Origin of the sequence: Pseudomonas medicaginis (genome assembly GCF_965119365.1) — a bacterium.
Taxonomy (GTDB): Bacteria; Pseudomonadota; Gammaproteobacteria; order Pseudomonadales; family Pseudomonadaceae; genus Aquipseudomonas.
The window spans coordinates 5209685-5226644 of sequence record NZ_OZ221631.1; the positions used below are offsets into that span (position 1 = coordinate 5209685).

Sequence of the window (16960 nt, forward strand, 5' to 3'; positions counted from 1 at the left end):
CGGAACCCTGCATGAAACATCCCCGCCCTACCCGACGCGTCTGGCTTCTCACCTTCGCCCTGCTTCCGGCCGTAGCCTTCGCCGCCTGGCAAGCGGTCGCGCCCAGCCGTGCGCCCCTGGTCACCGCGCCCGTCACCCGTGGCGATATCGAAAACAGCGTCACCGCCCTGGGCACGTTGCAGCCGCGGCGTTATGTCGACGTCGGCGCCCAGGCATCCGGGCAGATCCAGAAGATTCATGTGGAAGCCGGCGACGAGGTGCGCGAAGGCCAGTTGCTGGTGGAAATCGACCCGTCCACGCAAAAAGCCCGGCTCGACGCCGGGCGTTTTTCAATCGAGAACCTCAAGGCCCAGCTTCAGGAACAGCGCGCCCAGCACGACCTGGCCCAGCAGAAGTTCCGCCGCCAGCAGCAGCTCAAGGCCGGCGGCGCCACCCGCGAGGAAGACGTGCAGACTGCCCAGGCCGAAGTGCGGGCGACCCAGGCGCGCATCGACATGTTCCAGGCCCAGATCCGCCAGGCCCAGGCTAGCCTGCGCAGCGACGAGGCCGAACTGGGCTACACGCGCATCTATGCGCCGATGAGCGGCACCGTGGTCGCCGTCGGTGCCCGGGAAGGCCAGACCCTCAACGCCCAGCAGCAAACCCCGTTGATCCTGCGCATCGCCCGTCTATCACCGATGACCGTCTGGGCCGAAGTCTCGGAAGCGGACATCGGCCACGTCAAGCCGGGCATGACCGCCTACTTCACCACCTTGGCCGGCGGCAACCGTCGCTGGAGCAGCACCGTTCGCCAGATCCTCCCGGTGCCGCCACGCCCGCTGGAGGCCAGCCAGGGCGGCAGCCCCACCGGAGGCCGCAGCGGCAGCGAGCGGGTGGTGCTCTACACCGTGTTGCTCGACGTCGACAACGCCGACCGCGCGCTGATGACCGACATGACCGCCCAGGTATTTTTCGTCGCCGCCCAGGCCAAAGACGTGCTGACCGTGCCCATCGCCGCCCTGCGGGACGCCGGCCAGGTACAAGTGCTGGCCGATAACGGCGACGTCCAGCCACGCACCGTTCGCACCGGCGTCAGCGATCGTCTGCGCACGCAGATTGTCGACGGCCTGAGCGAAGGCGACCGGGTGCTGATCGGCCCGGCCAGCGGCAGCGGAGGCTGAATGGACACGCCCCTGATCGAACTGCGGGACATTCGCAAGGCCTACGGCGGTGGCGACAGCCCCCGGGTGGAGGTGCTGCGCGGCATCGACTTGTCCATTCACGCTGGGGAATTCCTGGCGATTGTCGGCGCGTCCGGCTCCGGCAAATCCACCTTGATGAACATCCTCGGTTGCCTCGACCGCCCCACCAGCGGCGAGTACCGTTTCGCCGGCGAAGACGTCGCCAATCTGGGCAGCGATGAACTGGCCTGGCTGCGGCGCGAAGCGTTCGGTTTCGTGTTCCAGGGCTATCACCTGATCCCCTCCGGCACTGCTCAGGAAAACGTCGAAATGCCGGCCATCTACGCCGGCACCTCCGCCGCCGAGCGCCACGCCCGGGCCAGTGCCCTGCTCGACCGCCTGGGCCTGGCCAGCCGCACAGGCAATCGTCCACATCAGTTGTCCGGTGGTCAGCAGCAACGGGTGTCGATTGCCCGGGCCTTGATGAATGGCGGCCACATCATCCTCGCCGACGAACCCACCGGCGCCCTCGACAGCCAGAGCGGCATCGAGGTCATGGCCTTGCTCGACGAACTGGCGAGCCAGGGCCACGTGGTGATCCTGATCACCCACGACCGCGAAGTGGCGGCCCGGGCCAAGCGCATCATCGAGATCCGCGATGGGCTGATCATCAGTGACAGCGCCAGCTCTTTGCCAAGCGACGTGCCAGCCAACCCAAAGGCCCTGCAAGCCGTGGACCTGCGCCAGCGCCTGAGCGCCGGCAGCGAACACAACGGCGCCTGGAAAGGTGAGCTGGTGGACGCGGTGCAGGCGGCGTGGCGGGTGATGTGGATCAATCGCTTCCGCACCGCCCTGACCTTGCTTGGCATCGTCATCGGCGTGGCCTCGGTGGTGGTGATGCTGGCCGTGGGCGAAGGCAGCAAGCGCCAGGTCATGGCCCAGATGGGCGCGTTCGGCTCGAACATCATCTACCTCAACGGCAGCGCACCCTCGCCGCGAGCCGCCAAGGGCATCATCAGCGAATTCGACTTGGCCGCCCTCGCCAACCTGCCCGAAGTGCAGCGCATCATGCCGGTCAACGGTGCCGAAGCCAGCGTGCGTTTCGGCAACCTCGACCACACCAGCTACGTCGGCGGCAACGACACCAACTTCCCGACCATCTTCAATTGGCCGGTGGCCGAAGGCAGTTACTTCAGCGACGCCGACGAACGAAGTGCGGCGGCGGTGGCGGTGATCGGCCACAAGGTCCGGCAAAAGCTGCTCAAGGATGTCGCCAACCCCATCGGCCGCTACATCCTGATCGAGAACATGCCGTTCCAGGTGGTCGGCGTCCTGGCGGAAAAAGGCGCCAGCTCCGGGGATTCGGACGCCGACAATCGCATTGCCGTGCCCTATTCCGCCGCCAGCGTCCGGTTGTTCGGCACGCGCCATCCCGAATACGTGGTGATCGCCGCCCGGGACGCGGGCAAGGTCAAGGAAGCCGAACAGGCGGTCTCCCGCACCCTGTTGCGCCTGCACGACGGCAAGCAGGATTTCGAGCTGACCAACAACGCCGCGATGATCCAGGCCGAGGCGCGCACCCAGGGCGCGCTGTCGCTGATGCTCGGGGCCATTGCGGCGATTTCGCTGTTGGTGGGTGGCATCGGCGTGATGAACATCATGCTCATGACCGTGCGCGAACGCACCCGCGAGATCGGTATCCGCATGGCCACCGGCGCCCGGCAGCGGGACATCCTGCGCCAGTTCCTCACCGAAGCGGTGATGCTCTCGGTGGTCGGCGGGCTCGCCGGTATCGGCCTGGCCTTGCTGGTGGGTGGCGCCTTGCTGTTGGGCAAGATTGCCGTGGCCTTCGAATGGCTGGCGGTGTTCGGTGCCTTTGGCTGCGCCCTGGCCACCGGCGTCGTCTTCGGCTTCATGCCGGCCCGCAAGGCCGCCCGCCTCGACCCGGTCGCGGCCCTCACCAGTGAATGATCCTTATCCCATGAAAGCGCCCCTGACCCTCCTGGCCGCCAGCCTGTTGCTGGCGGCCTGCGCCACCCCTGAATCGGCATCGGACAGCGGCATCCAGCCGCCACCGACCTGGCAGCAGCTCGATACGCCCGGCGCCCAAGCGGTAAACCTGCAATGGTGGACGCACTTCGGCAGCCCACAGTTGAACCGGCTGATCGAACAGGCGCGCCGGGACAGCCACGACCTGGCCGCCGCCATGGCCCGGGTGCGCCAGGCCCAGGCCAGTGCGGTGATCGCTGGCGCGCCGTTGCTGCCGGCGGTCACGGCCGGGCTCAACGGCAATCGCCAGGAATTGTTGCGCGGCAAGGGCTACAGCCAGCTGGACGTAGACCGGGACAACCGCACCATCGACTACTACGACGCCAACCTCAGCGCCACCTATGAGCTGGATTTCTGGGGCGGCAAGCGGGCGGCCCGGGACAGTGCGCTGAGCACGCTGTCGGCCAGCCAGTTCGACCGCGCGACCGTGGAGTTGACCCTGCTCAGCGGCGTCGCCAACAGCTATACCCAGGCGTTGTCCCTGGGCGAGCAACAACGCATCGCCGAACAGAACCTGGACAACGCCCAACGCGTGCTCGACCTGGTGCAGACCCGCTACGACGCCGGCAGCGCCACGGCCCTGGAACTGTCCCAGCAGAAAAGCCTGGTGGCGGCCCAGCAACGCCGCTTGCCCCAGGTGCAGCGACAGGCCCGGGAAGCGTTGATCACCCTGGCGACGCTGCTGGGGCAACCGGTGCAATCGGTCAGGCTCGACGACGATAGTTTCGACCGTCTGCACTGGCCGGCCATCGATGCCGGCGTGCCCAGCGACCTGCTGCGCCGCCGCCCGGACATCGCCGCCGCCGAAGCCCGCCTCGCCGCCGCCCAGGCTGACATCACCGTGGCCCGCGCCGCCATGCTGCCCACCATGACACTCGGCCTGAGCCTCGCCACCGGCGCCGACATCGCCGACCAGTTGCTGCGTAACAACGTCTACAACCTCACCGCCGGCCTGACCGCCCCGATCTTCAACAACGGCCGCCTGAGTGCCGAACGGGACCGAGCCACCGCCCGCCAAGAGGAACTGCTGGAACTCTATCGCGCCGCCATCATCAACGGCTTCGCCGACGTCGAAAAAGCCCTCAACGGCATCCACGGTCTCGACCAGCAACGGCAATGGCAAAGCGAAGAACTGCACCAGGCCCAGACCGCCTTCGACATCGCCCAGCGCCGCTACCAGGCCGGCGCCGAAGACCTGCTCACCGTGCTGGAAACCCAACGCACGCTGTACGTCGCCCAGGACATGAACGTGCAGTTAAGGCTGGCGCGGGTGCAGGCGAGCGTGGCGCTGTACAAGGCGTTGGGTGGGGGTTGGCGGGTGATGTAACGCCCTCCAACTCCTCAAGCCAAGCCACACACCTGTGGCGAGGGGATTTATCCCCGCTGGGCTGCGCAGCAGCCCCAAAACCAGCGTATTCAAAGCAACTGACACACCGAGTCGTTGGTTAAGGGGGGCTGCTTCGCAGCCCAGCGGGGATAAATCCCCTCGCCACAACTGCGTTCGCTTCAGTGCTGTTGAGGCTGCAATGTAGGACGTCCGAGCCAGGCTACATCGTCTTGCGCCGTTACCTACAACTGCGCCAGAATCCGCCGGCTTGTGCGCCTGGCTCGTGGCTTTTACTGTTTCCGGGTCGCTGATTTCAGCGATCGGGTTTGGTAGCCCGCGAGTCAACTAGGCGCAAGCGCCACCTCCTACAGACGCTCTCTCGGTGTCTGTTCCATGGTGGCCGTGCGCAGGGCGTCTTCGGGCGCGCCGGGTTCCTAGTGCTCCGGTCTACCAACCCGCGTACGGCCGCCACCCAATCGTTTGGTAGCGATGGTGTCGGCTCCTGAAAATGAATACTAGGAGTTACGCCATGTTCAAGATCACCCCCAATCCCCCCGAAGACGAGTCCAAAAAACTCAACGATGCCGCCGACCGCGCCCTCGCCTTCTACCTCGACCCCAAACCCGAAAAACCCAACCCACCACCGGGCCAGTTGTTCACCGTGGCAGAAGGCGCGGACATGGAATGCCTGCTGGCCAACCTCAGCGAGACCCTCGCTTCGGTCAACGTCATGGCAAGTGAGCAGGCCTTTGAACTGGAAGGCCCGCGGCGCCATTTTGCGCTGGGCATCCAGCAAATGATCGAGTTGGCAGAGCTGTTGGCGAACCGCGCCCTGGACATCGCCGCGCCGCGCTAAACGCACTCAAGCCAAGTGACACCTGTGGCGAGGGGATTTATCCCCGCTGGGCTGCGCAGCAGCCCCAAACCGGCTCACTCAATACCCCTGACACACCGAGGTGCCGGCTCTGGGGGCTGCTTCGCAGCCCAGCGGGGATAAATCCCCTCGCCACAATGGTGTTCATCCCACTAGGAAGGGTTACACCGGCTTGGATTTGAGATTGCGCGCATACCACGGTCGTTGCGGCACGCGGCGCAACAGTTCGGAGAGTTTTTTGTCATCGCTGCCGAAGGTGATGCGCAACGCCAGTTTCATGGTTTCCGGGTCCATTTCCACCGAACGGCCAACCTGCAGCCCCGGCGTGGTGCTGCAACCGTGGGTGTCCGGGCCTAGCCAGGGGTCGGCGATTTCGACCCAGCGACCCGGGGCGAACCAGGGCACGCCGTTGACCTCGAGCCGGCTCACTTCCCCGGGGTGGAAACGCTCGTGGGCGCGAAACCAGTCTTCGAGGCGGTCGTCGATCCAGCCGTGGAAGGCCCAGAACACCGGGTTCACGTGGGAGGAAAACGGATCGCCGAGAAAGTCGTTTTCCGGGGCGTACCAGCGCTGGGCGAAGTCCGCCGGGTCGCGGGCGAACGGCACCGGGTGGCCGTTGGACGGGTCGCGCGGCACCGAGGCCCAGCGCATGTGCAGCCAATCGTGCAGGCCCAGCTCCACTTCCGAGCCAAACTGACCCAGGGTCAGCTTCGACAGGTAGCGCGGGTCTCGGTAACGCGATTCCCAGACCTGGAAATTGCTGTGGTAGGTCTCGGCGGTCTTGATGTCGCTGACCCACTGGGCATACTGCTCGTCGCCATCGGCGAGCCAGGTCGGCGGCAAGGCCGTGCCATCGTGGTTATCGAGGTAGCGGGCGAACCCCAGGCGGTCACGTTCCAGCTCCGGTTGCGGCAAGGGAAAGCGCGGCCACGACGGTAGCGGCTGGAACGAGCGCGCCTTGCCGAGCATGTGCCGGTGCATGAACAAGAAGTCCACGCCCGAGCCGTTGCGATCCTTGCGTTTGCCGCGAGCATCACGCTCCTGGTCCCGTGGACCGGGCTGCCAGCCGATGCCGCGCAGGGCATTGCGCTTGTCTTCGTCCAGGGTGTGCCATTTGTCCCGGGTGGCATGCCAGAGCTGGTGGAACAGCCGATGCTCGGGCGACACCAGCCAGGCCAGCAGCGCCGGACTCAGCGGCGTGCGCTCCCGCGCCTCGGGGAAGCGCTGCTTGACGGCGATGAAATGATTGTCCTGCTCAGGCAACGCCAAGGGACGGTCCAGGCGCAACACCCGGCCGCTGAGGGTGGCGCTGCCGGCATTGCCGAAACCGGCCCATACTTCGTCCAGGGTCATGATGAATTCATAGTCCGGCGCGGCGTGCTGAGCCCCCATCAACCGCCAGCTCAGTTGCTTCGGGTCGGTTCCGGCCAGGTCGCCCAATACCCGATAACGCGGCTCATCGGCACCGCGCAAGCGTTCGGCGCTGTCGAGGTAACCCACCAGGCCACGGCCCCTCTGGCCGATATCGAGGAAGACCTGCAGATCGTCCTGGGGCAAGCCTTCGAGACCGGCGTCGCGGCCGGTGAAACGGATCGTCCAGATGCCCCGCAACGTATCGGCCCGGCGCTGGCCCGCTACGTCCGCCACGTCGAACGAGGCCTCGCCGGGGGTGATGGTCGGGTCCGGTCGGGTCAGTTCGCGATGCCCGTAATACACCGCAGGCACGGCGGCACCGGTCAGCGCCAGGCCTGCCATGAACCATCGTCGAGAAATCGTCATTGCCTTACCTGTGTCCAGCCCTGGAGCGGGCTTTATCCAAGCTAGAACGAGGGGTGGGATGACAAATTTATAGGGAGGCTGTGAGGGCCTCATCGCGAGCAAGCTCGCTCCCACAATGAATTTGAGTACATTCCCAAAAGTCAGGTTGGTTTCAAGGCCGCCTTCGCGAGCAAGCTCGCTCCCACAATTTGGAATGCGCTCATCTGTGGGAGCGAGCTTGCTCGCGATGGCGGCCCCGAGAACGCCTAAATTTCCCGCCCGATCACTCGTTCTCCCCAGATAGCAAAGGCCCCCGTGCCTGTCCTTCCAAGGCAAACCTGACTGAGATCGGCAATGACAACACCTCGTTCGAAAAAGGCTCTTTTCATCGGCCTGCCCCTGGCCCTGGCGCTCGCCGTGGGTGGTGGCCTGGCGGCCTGGGACCATTGGTGGCGGGACAACCCCGGCTACCCGGTCAAGGTGATGAAAGAGGCCAGGGAACTGCACGAGCGCCTGCTGTCCTTCGACAGCCACATCACCGTGCCGCTGGATTTCGGCACCGCCGGCAACGAAGCCGACAAGGACGGCAGCGGCCAGTTCGACCTGGTCAAAGCCAACCGTGGACAACTGTCCGGCGCGGCCCTGACGGTGTTCGGCTGGCCGGAGTTGTGGAACGGGCCCAACGCGCCGCACAAGCCCACCGCCGGTTTTGTCGAGGAGGCGCGCAACCAGCAGGAAGTGCGCTACAAGATCATCACCGGCCTGGTCCGGGACTTTCCCAACCAGGTCGCCATCGCCTACACCCCGGATGATTTCCGTCGCCTGCACGGCGAAGGCAAGTTCGCGATCTTCATCAGCATGCTCAACGCCTATCCCCTGGGCCACGACCTGAGCCTGCTGGACCTGTGGACAGCGCGGGGCATGCGCATGTTCGGCTTCAGCTACATCGGCAACAACGACTGGGCCGACTCCTCCCGCCCGCTGCCGTTCTTCAACGACTCGCCCGACGCCCTCGGCGGCCTGTCGGACATCGGCAAGCAAGCGGTGACGCGCCTGAACGACCTGGGCGTGATCATCGACGTGTCGCAGATGTCGACCCAGGCCCTGGAGCAAGTCGCGCAACTGAGCCGCACGCCCCTGGTAGCCTCCCATTCGGCACCTCGGGCGATGGTGGACATACCACGCAACCTCAGCGACAAGGAACTGCAACTGATCAAGGCCAGTGGCGGCGTGGTGCAGATCGTCGGCTTCTCCCAGTACCTGCGGCCGCTGACGCAAAAGACCCAGGACAAACTCAATGCCTTGCGCGAGCGTTTTGGCCTGCAACCGCTGCCCAACCTGGCGATGGCGTTGATGCCCGGCGACCCGATCATCGCCGCCTGGCCGGAACAGAAGTTCGGCGAGTACGCCGGCCAGCTCTACGGCATCCTCGAAGAAGAACCCAAGGCCAGCCTCAAGGACCTGGGGGACGCCATCGACTACACCGTGCGCAAGATCGGCATCGACCACGTCGGCATCAGCTCGGACTTCAACGAGGGCGGCGGCGTGAAAGGCTGGGAGAACGTCGGCGACATCCGCAACGTCACCGCCGAACTGCTGACCCGCGGCTACTCCGAAGCCGACATCGCCAAACTGTGGGGCGGCAATTTCCTGCGGGTCTGGGATCAGGTGCAGAAAGCCGCACGCCCCGCCATCGCCTCGACCCAGAAGACCGTCCAGCCATGAATGAACGTCGCACCTTCCTGAAACAGGCCGGCATCCTCGCCGCCGGCCTGCCCTTGGCTGCCAGCCTGCCCACCACGGCCAGCGCCGCGCCTCTGCCGCCGCTGCCCAAGAACAAATGGGCACAACTGCGCTCGCTGTTCAATCAGGACCCGGACTATCTGCACTTCTCCAATTTTCTGGTCACCACCCACCCGCGCCCGGTAAGCGAGGCCATCGAAACACACCGCGCCGCCCTGGACAAAAACCCGGGGCTGTTGATGGACTGGGACCTGGGGGTCACCGAAGAGCGCGAGGAAAACGTGCGCACCTGGGCCGGCCGCTACCTGCAAGCGACGCCCAAGCAGATCGCCCTCACCGGCAGTACCACCGAAGGCCTGTCGATGATCTACGGCGGCGTCCATGTGGCGGCCGACCAGGAAATCCTCACCACCGCCCACGAACACTACGCCACCCACACCATTCTCGATTTGCGCACCCAGCGTGACGGCACCCGGGTGCGCAAGATCAAGTTGTTCGAAAACGCCCACAACGCCAGCCACGAAGAGATCCTCACGGCCATCGACCGCAACATCCGCCCCGAAACCCGGGTGCTGGGCATGACCTGGGTGCATTCGGGCAGCGGCGTGAAGCTGCCCATCGACAAGATCGGCGCGCTGGTGGACAAGCACAACCAGGGCCGCAGCGAGGCACAGCGCATCGTGTACGTGGTGGACGGCGTCCACGGTTTTGGCGTCGAAGACCTGAGCTTCCCGGCGATGAACTGCGACTTCTTCATCGCCGGCACCCACAAGTGGATGTTCGGCCCACGGGGCACGGGCCTGGTGTGCAGCCGCAGCGAAAAGCTCAAGTACGTCACGCCGATCATCCCGACCTTCTCCGAGGCCACGGCGTTTTCCACCACCATGACGCCGGGCGGCTACCACGCCTTCGAGCATCGCTGGGCGGCGGACGAAGCCTTCAAGCTGCACCTGCAACTGGGCAAGGCCGAGGTGCAGGCGCGCATCCACGCCCTCAACACCTACCTGAAAAAACAGCTGGTGGCATTGCCGCAGATCGAACTGGTCACGCCCCTGAGCCCAGACCTGTCCGCCGGCTTCACCTTCTTCCGGGTCAAGGGTCGCGAGAGCGACGAGGTGGCCGCCTACCTGATGAAGAACCGGGTGATCGCCGACGCAGTGCACCGCGATGCGGGGCCGGTGGTCCGCACCGCACCGGGGCTGCTCAACACCGAAGCCGAGATCGATCGCTTCATGGGGTTGCTGGGCAAGACACTCTGAACCTGACTTATCGAGAGAGACGGATGAACAGTTTTTCGTTGAAGCTACTCCCGGCACTGGCCTTCGCCGCCCTGCTGCCCTCCGGCGCCCAGGCCTCGCAACCGGGCCAGGTGTTCCGTGACTGCAAGGACTGCCCGGAAATGGTCGTGCTGCCCACCGGCACCTTCCAGATGGGCACCCCGGACGACGAAGTGGGACGCGAGCCCGACGAAGGCCCGCTGCACCCGGTGACGTTTGCCAAGCCTGTGGCGATCAGTCGCTTCCAGGTGCTCAAGGGCGAATGGTTCGCCTACCTGCGCGACACCGGCTACACCATGCCCGATGGCGATGAGCGTCCCGGTCGAGCGTGCAAGGCCGGCATCCCGGACTACCAAGGCAGCGACCCGCGCAAGCAATACACCGACCGGCACCCGGCGGTGTGCATGGACTTCGACGAGGCCAATGCCTACGTGGCGTGGTTGTCGAAAAAAACCGGCAAACAATATCGGTTGGTCAGTGAGTCGCTGCGCGAATACGCCGCACGCGGCGGCAGCACCGGGCCGTTCCCCTTCCCGTTCGATGAAGGCAAGGAGTACAGCATCGCCCAGCACGCCAACACCTACGGCGCCGCGGACGGCTACAACTTCACCGCCCCGGCCGGCAGCTTCGCGCCCAACGCCTTCGGCGTGTACGACATGCACGGCAACGTCTACGAGTGGACGGCCGATTGCTACAACGAGAACTATGTAGGCGCCCCGAGCGACGGCAGCGCCTGGCTGACCGGCAAGTGCGAATTCAAACGCATCCGCGGCAACGACTGGGGTGAAGCGCCGGTGTTCTCCCGCTCCGGCAACCGCAACGCGTTGGTGCCGGGCAATCGGGGGGACTGGATCGGTTTTCGGGTGGCGCGGGATATGTAAATCAGCAGCCCCACCCCAATACCCTGTGGCGAGGGGATTTATCCCCGTTGGGCTGCGAAGCAGCCCCAATGAATATGGCCTGGATATTCCTGACTGACCGGTGTCGCCTGTTTGGGGGCTGCTTCGCGCCCCAGCGGGGATAAATCCCCTCGCCACAACAGTGTTCCTCCGGCTATCCGCCGTTAAATCCCCTCCAGCACCAACCGTCTTACAGACAGGCGCGCCTGCGCTCTAAAGCCCTCCCGGCAACCACCCGCGATGGCCTTCGCCCTTTTCATCTAGCAGGGAAACCTCCATGAGCCAACCAAAACGCGGGGTGATCAATGAATTGTTCACCCTGCTCAAACCCTTCCGGCTGATTGTCATCGGCGCCATCCTGCTGGGCATGGTCGGTGGCCTGAGCGTGACCGTGCTGCTGGCGACCATCAATAAGGTGCTGCACGCCGAAGGCGGGCTGAGCCACACCGTGGTAGGCGTGTTCGCCGGGTTGTGCCTGCTGGCCCTGGTCAGTTCCATCTGTTCCGACATCGGCACCAACTACGTCGGCCAGAAGATCATCGCCAAGCTGCGCAAGGAGCTGGGGGAAAAAGTCCTGTCGGCGCCCATCCAGCAGATCGAACGCTACCGCAGCCATCGCCTGATCCCGGTGCTGACCCACGACGTCGACACCATCAGCGATTTCGCCTTCGCCTTCGCCCCCCTGGCCATTTCCCTGACCGTCACCCTCGGCTGCATGGGTTACCTGGCCATGCTGTCGTGGCCGATGTTCCTGATGATGGTCGTGGCGATTGTCATCGGCACCGTGGTCCAGTACATCGCCCGCGGTCGTGGGATCAAGGGCTTCATGGAGGCGCGCGATTCCGAGGACGAATTGCAGAAGCACTACAACGCCATCGCCGAAGGCGCCAAGGAACTGCGCATCCATCGCCCTCGTCGGCAACGCATGTTCGTCTCGGGCATCGAACACACCGCCGACAAGATCTGTGACACGCAGATCCGCTCGGTGAACATTTTCGTGATCGCCAAGACCTTCGGCTCGATGCTGTTCTTCGTGGTGATCGGCCTGGCCCTGGCCTTGCAATCGCTGTGGCCGAGCGCCGACAAGGCGGTGATGAGTGGTTTCGTGCTGGTGTTGCTGTACATGAAAGGTCCGCTGGAACACCTGATCGGCACCCTGCCGATCGTCAGCCGCGCCCAGATCGCCTTCCGCCGCATCGCCGAATTGTCGGAACAGTTTTCATCCCCGGAACCGCACCTGTTGCTCAACGACCAGGGCCAGCCGAAAACCCCGGTGCAAACGCTGGAACTGAGCAATGTGACCTACAGCTTCCCGGCGGTGGAAGGCGCCACGCCGTTCCGCCTGGGACCGGTGAACCTGAAGATCGATCAGGGCGACATCGTGTTCATCGTGGGTGAAAACGGTTGCGGCAAGACCACGCTGATCAAGCTGCTGCTGGGCCTGTACGCGCCGCAGCAGGGGGAAATCCGCCTCAATGACCACGTGGTGACGGCCGTGACCCGCGACGATTATCGCCAGTTGTTCACGACGATTTTTGCCGACTACTACCTGTTCGACGACATCGTCCAGGGCGACACCCATATCCCGGACGACGCCAATAAATACCTGCAGCGCCTGGAGATCGCCCACAAGGTTAGCGTGCGCGACGGTGCCTTCACCACCACCGACCTGTCCACCGGCCAGCGCAAGCGCCTGGCACTGGTCAATGCGTGGCTGGAAGAACGCCCGGTGCTGGTCTTCGACGAATGGGCCGCCGACCAGGACCCGACCTTCCGGCGGATTTTCTACACCGAGCTGCTGCCGGACCTCAAGCGCCTGGGCAAGACCATCATCGTGATTTCCCACGACGACCGTTACTTCGACGTGGCCGACCAATTGGTGCGCATGGAAGCCGGTCGCGTCATCACCGAACTGCAATCTGCGTAAATAATCACGATTCTCATTCTGGTTTTTTCTGGGTCGTGCGTCCTAATTAAGAATTGATGACAACTACACCCCTATTAAAACTAAAACCTGCAAGAGTGAAACACATGCCAGCAACTCCGGGGATTCCACGTTTTACCAAGGCACTGATCATGCGCCGCCTGCTGCAACCAGGCTTCAGCGCCACCGCATTCAGCCTGGCATTGGCCATGCCATTCAGCGCACAGGTCCAGGCACAGGAAGTCGATCTCAACATTCCGGCGCAGTCGCTGGCGAGTGCCCTGCAGGCATTGAGCAATCAATCGAACATGCAAGTGCTCTACAGCGCCGATGATGTCCAGGGCCTGCGCAGCCAACCGGTCAGCGGCCGGTTGACAGCAGCGCAAGCGTTGTCGCAGATGCTGGTGGGGACCGGCGTCATGTTCACCATCCAGGGCAACACGGCCAGCGTGCGTGCCAGGACAGCGGGGAATTCGCTGGAACTGGGCGCCACGACCATCACCGGTAAATCCGCGGAAACCGCCTACGGACCGGTGGACGGCTACGTCGCCACCCGCAGCGCCACCGGCACCAAGACCGACACGCCGATCCTGGAGATCCCCCAGACCATCAACGTGGTCACCGCCGAGCAGGTCGCCACCCAAGGCGCACGCAACCTGACCCAGGCCTTGCGCTACACGCCGGGCCTGAACACCGGTGGCTTCACCGACCGCAACGCCATCGCCGACGAAATCACCAGCCGGGGGTTCTCGCCCACACCGCTGTACCTTGATGGGGCTTACCTGCCCTATGCCGGCAGCCTCGGCGGTGCCCCGCAAATCGACCCGTACACCCTGGAGCGCATCGAAGTGCTCAAGGGCCCTTCGTCGGTGCTGTACGGGCAGAACCAGCCCGGCGGCCTGATCAACATGGTCTCCAAGCGCCCGACCACGGAACAGCGCAGCCAGATCAAGCTGGGCGCGGGCAGCTACAGCCGGGTCAACGGCGCATTCGACACCAGCGGTCCGATCGACGACCAGAAGGAATTCAGCTACCGCGTCATCGGCGTGGCGAAAAAAGGCAACCAACAGGTCGATCACACCCACAGCGAACGCATGCTGCTGGCACCGAGCCTGACCTGGGCGCCCAACGACGACACCTCGCTGACCGTGCTGGCGCAGATCCAGCGCGACGACGGTCTGGAGGACTATCAGGCGCTGCCGCGGATCGGTTCCCTGGAGCGCGGCCCCAACGGCCAGCGGATCGACCGGGATTTCTTCTCCGGTGACTCGAGGTGGAACGACTACAAGCGTGACCAGTTCATCTTGGGCTACGATTTCAGCCACAACATCACCGATGACCTGAAATTCCGCTCCACTGCGCGTTATACCGATGTGCGCGACCAGTACCGGGGCTTCTACCTGCGCAGCTTCGTCACCACCGGTGGCGTCACTGACCAGACCCAGGCCAACCGCGTAAAACTCGACTGGCAACAGCACAACACCGCCTACACCGTCGATAACAACGTGGAGTACAAATTCAATACCGGCGCCCTGGAACACACCACCCTGGCGGGCGTGGACTATCGTCATTTCAACCGTAAGTACGATGGTTACAACGCCTACAACGTTGCGCCGATCGACCTGTACGGCAATAACAACAACTACGACACCAGCAGCGTAACCCCAACGCTGGACACCAAGTGGGACAACACCGTTCGCCAGACCGGCGTCTACCTGCAAGACCAGATCAAGCTGGACAAGTGGATCCTGACCGTGGGCGGCCGCCAGGACTGGGCCGAAGTGGACAACAAGGACTTGCTGGCGGGCACTGTTTCCTCACTGCGCGATAACAAGTTCACCGGCCGGGTGGGCCTGACCTATGTCACCGATTTCGGCCTGGCGCCGTACATCAGCTACTCGGAATCCTTCCTGCCGACCACGGGCACGGACGCTAGCGGCGAAGCCTTCAAGCCGACCGAAGGCGAACAATACGAAGTGGGCGTGAAGTACCAGCCGTTCGACAAGACGATGATCACCGCCTCGGTGTTCCAGATCAAACAGAAGAACCTGGTCACCGCCGACCCCGCCGATCCGCAGAACTCGATCCAGTCGGGCCAGGTGCGTTCACGGGGCGTTGAACTGGAAGTCAAATCCACCCTCGACAACATCGACGTCATGGCCGCCGCCACCTACCTCGACTCGTTCTACACCAAGGACAACTACGGCAACGAGGGCAACCGTAGCGAGCAACAGGCACCGTTCTCCGCCACGCTGTGGGTCGACTACCACTTCACCCAGGCCGTGCTCAATGGCCTGACCTTCGGCGCAGGCGCCCGCCACACCGGCCGCAAGCCGGGCGACGCGGCCAACTCGTTCGACGTCCCGGCCTTCACCGTGTTCGACACCACCATCAGCTATGACATGGGCAAGGCCACCTCGAGCCTGCGTGGCGTCACCACCAGCCTGAACGTGCAGAACGTCTTCGACCGCGAGTACGTGTCCCACTGCAACTACTCGTTCGGCTGCTACTACGGCCAGGAACGCGTGGCCTCGCTGGACGTGACCTACGACTTCTAAGCGACACCCCACAAAAAAAACCGGGCCTGGCCCGGTTTTTTTGTGCCTGCCAATCCTGAAACCACCCACAGAGGATGTGTGGCAGATGCCAATCCTGAGCCCACCCAAAACAACTGTGGGAGCGAGCTTGCTCGCGATGGCGGTGGATCAGCAAAATAATCTTGGCTGACACTCCGCTATCGCGAGCAAGCTCGCTCCCACAAGGGATTGTGGTATTTCAGGCAGTGAGTGCAGTCCGCAAGGCTTGGCTCAATTGCGCGTACACCTCGTCAATCTCCGGCACCACGCTCCGCAAGCGCAGGTAGTCGTGGATCAGGCCGGTGTATTCGATCAGTTCCACGCTCACCCCCTGTTCCTGCAAACGCCGGGCATAGGCACGCCCTTCGTCGAGCAGCGGGTCATGGCCGGCCAGAGCGATCAGGGCCGGCGCCAGGCCGGGGCAGCCGGGCGCCAGCAATGGCGAGAAACGCCAGTCCAGGCGATCGGTGGGCTCATTGGCGTAGTGCCGGTAGAACCACTCCAGGGTTTCGCTCTCCAGCAGATACCCTTCGCCGAACAGCTCGGTGGACGGGCTGCTGGTGGACGCATCGGTCACCGGATAACAAAGCAATTGAAAGCACGGCTGGATCGCCAGGGACGCAGGTTCCAGGGCTGCTTGAAGCGCAAGCACCGTCGCCAGGGTCGCGCCGACGCTGTCGCCGCCGAACGCCACGCGGCTGACGTCCAGGCCTTCGGTGTGGGCCCGCCGTGCCAGCCAGTCGAGGGCGTCGGCGCCGTCGTTCAGCGGGGTCGGGAAGGTGTGTTCCGGGGCCAGGCGATAGCCCACCGACAACACCGCGCACGGTGTCCGGGCGCAGAATTCGCGGCAGACGCCGTCGTGGGATGCCAGGCTGCCGACCACATAGCCGCCGCCGTGAAAATACACCAGCACCGGCAGCGCCTGGGCCGAAGCCGTGGCGGGACGATACAGACGCAGCGCCAGCGTCGCGCCGTCACGGGCGGTGAATGCATGAGCAGCGCACTGCACATCCGCCGGAGCGTCCCAGCGCAATTGCCCGGTGGTGCGCTCGAACGCCTCGCGGGCCTGGGCCGGCGTCGACAGGTGAAACGGCCCGGGGCCGTCGGCCTGGCTTTCTTCGGCCAGGTCGAGGAAGGCGTTGAGTTCTGGATGCAGGGACATCGCAGGGGTTCCTTATGAAAAACCATGGGTAAAAGATGAGCCAGGACTGCCCCCCTCTTTGGCGAGGGGATTTATCTCCGTTGGGTCGCGAAGCGGCCCCAATCCTGGCGACTCGGTCAACCTGACAGATCGTCTTTCGATTTATTGGGGCTGCTGCGCAGCCCAACGGGGATAAATCCCCTCGCCACAGGGGCGATGCCCGGCTTGAGAT

General features: G+C 64.3%; 11 protein-coding genes. 9 read left to right on the forward strand and 2 right to left on the reverse strand.

Translation table 11 applies throughout. The features are described 5' to 3' along the window. Positions 1–11 precede the first annotated feature (11 nt). The 4 genes from ACMTA2_RS22710 (at position 12) to ACMTA2_RS22725 (ending at position 5392) form a co-directional block, all read left to right on the forward strand. Positions 12–1160 carry an efflux RND transporter periplasmic adaptor subunit gene (locus ACMTA2_RS22710; RefSeq protein WP_413791861.1) on the forward strand — a complete coding sequence of 383 codons (1149 nt, stop codon included), beginning with the start codon at positions 12–14 and terminating at the stop codon, positions 1158–1160. Then, the gene (locus ACMTA2_RS22715; protein ID WP_413791862.1) at positions 1161–3131 is read left to right on the forward strand and encodes a MacB family efflux pump subunit; all 1971 of its coding nucleotides are present in this window, start codon (positions 1161–1163) and stop codon (positions 3129–3131) included. It abuts the gene before it with no gap. A 10-nt stretch (positions 3132–3141) separates the two neighbouring features. Beyond that, positions 3142–4536 carry an efflux transporter outer membrane subunit gene (locus tag ACMTA2_RS22720; RefSeq protein WP_413791863.1) on the forward strand — a complete coding sequence of 465 codons (1395 nt, stop codon included), beginning with the start codon at positions 3142–3144 and terminating at the stop codon, positions 4534–4536. A gap of 529 nt (positions 4537–5065) precedes the next feature. Then, positions 5066–5392 (forward strand): DUF6124 family protein, encoded by a 327-nt coding sequence (locus ACMTA2_RS22725; protein WP_092331482.1) that lies wholly within the window; start codon positions 5066–5068, stop codon positions 5390–5392. Positions 5393–5572: 180 nt separating this feature from the next. On the opposite strand, the gene pvdP is transcribed toward ACMTA2_RS22725, so the two are convergent. After that, complete coding sequence (gene pvdP / locus ACMTA2_RS22730) at positions 5573–7189, reverse strand: pyoverdine maturation tyrosinase PvdP (RefSeq protein ID WP_413791864.1); 1617 nt, start codon at positions 7187–7189, stop codon at positions 5573–5575. 333 nt (positions 7190–7522) lie between these two features. Between pvdP and pvdM the strand changes: the two genes are divergently transcribed. The 5 genes from pvdM (at position 7523) to ACMTA2_RS22755 (ending at position 15569) form a co-directional block, all read left to right on the forward strand. After that, positions 7523–8893, forward strand: coding sequence for a pyoverdine-tailoring dipeptidase-like protein PvdM (pvdM, locus tag ACMTA2_RS22735; RefSeq protein WP_413791865.1), 1371 nt, complete (start codon positions 7523–7525; stop codon positions 8891–8893). Continuing rightward, positions 8890–10170 (forward strand): pyoverdine-tailoring periplasmic protein PvdN, encoded by a 1281-nt coding sequence (pvdN, locus tag ACMTA2_RS22740; RefSeq protein WP_413791866.1) that lies wholly within the window; start codon positions 8890–8892, stop codon positions 10168–10170. Before pvdM ends, pvdN begins: the two co-directional genes overlap by 4 nt. 23 nt (positions 10171–10193) lie before the next feature. Continuing rightward, positions 10194–11069 carry a dihydropyoverdine dehydrogenase gene (gene pvdO / locus ACMTA2_RS22745; RefSeq protein WP_413791867.1) on the forward strand — a complete coding sequence of 292 codons (876 nt, stop codon included), beginning with the start codon at positions 10194–10196 and terminating at the stop codon, positions 11067–11069. A 295-nt stretch (positions 11070–11364) separates the two neighbouring features. After that, positions 11365–13014 (forward strand): cyclic peptide export ABC transporter, encoded by a 1650-nt coding sequence (locus ACMTA2_RS22750; RefSeq protein ID WP_413791868.1) that lies wholly within the window; start codon positions 11365–11367, stop codon positions 13012–13014. 104 nt (positions 13015–13118) lie between these two features. Next, positions 13119–15569, forward strand: a complete 2451-nt coding sequence (locus ACMTA2_RS22755; RefSeq protein ID WP_413791869.1) for a TonB-dependent siderophore receptor — start codon at positions 13119–13121, stop codon at positions 15567–15569. A gap of 217 nt (positions 15570–15786) precedes the next feature. On the opposite strand, the gene ACMTA2_RS22760 is transcribed toward ACMTA2_RS22755, so the two are convergent. Then, positions 15787–16749, reverse strand: coding sequence for an alpha/beta hydrolase (locus tag ACMTA2_RS22760; RefSeq protein WP_413791870.1), 963 nt, complete (start codon positions 16747–16749; stop codon positions 15787–15789). Positions 16750–16960: the final 211 nt, after the last annotated feature.

Coding starts and splice junctions, on each gene's coding strand:
- ACMTA2_RS22760 (WP_413791870.1), bottom strand. CDS start 16,749: ATGTCCCTGCATCCAGAACTCAACGCCTTCCTCGACCTGGCCGAAGAA.
- pvdM (WP_413791865.1), top strand. CDS start 7,523: ATGACAACACCTCGTTCGAAAAAGGCTCTTTTCATCGGCCTGCCCCTG.
- pvdN (WP_413791866.1), top strand. CDS start 8,890: ATGAATGAACGTCGCACCTTCCTGAAACAGGCCGGCATCCTCGCCGCC.
- pvdO (WP_413791867.1), top strand. CDS start 10,194: ATGAACAGTTTTTCGTTGAAGCTACTCCCGGCACTGGCCTTCGCCGCC.
- ACMTA2_RS22715 (WP_413791862.1), top strand. CDS start 1,161: ATGGACACGCCCCTGATCGAACTGCGGGACATTCGCAAGGCCTACGGC.
- ACMTA2_RS22725 (WP_092331482.1), top strand. CDS start 5,066: ATGTTCAAGATCACCCCCAATCCCCCCGAAGACGAGTCCAAAAAACTC.
- pvdP (WP_413791864.1), bottom strand. CDS start 7,189: ATGACGATTTCTCGACGATGGTTCATGGCAGGCCTGGCGCTGACCGGT.
- ACMTA2_RS22720 (WP_413791863.1), top strand. CDS start 3,142: ATGAAAGCGCCCCTGACCCTCCTGGCCGCCAGCCTGTTGCTGGCGGCC.
- ACMTA2_RS22710 (WP_413791861.1), top strand. CDS start 12: ATGAAACATCCCCGCCCTACCCGACGCGTCTGGCTTCTCACCTTCGCC.
- ACMTA2_RS22755 (WP_413791869.1), top strand. CDS start 13,119: ATGCCAGCAACTCCGGGGATTCCACGTTTTACCAAGGCACTGATCATG.
- ACMTA2_RS22750 (WP_413791868.1), top strand. CDS start 11,365: ATGAGCCAACCAAAACGCGGGGTGATCAATGAATTGTTCACCCTGCTC.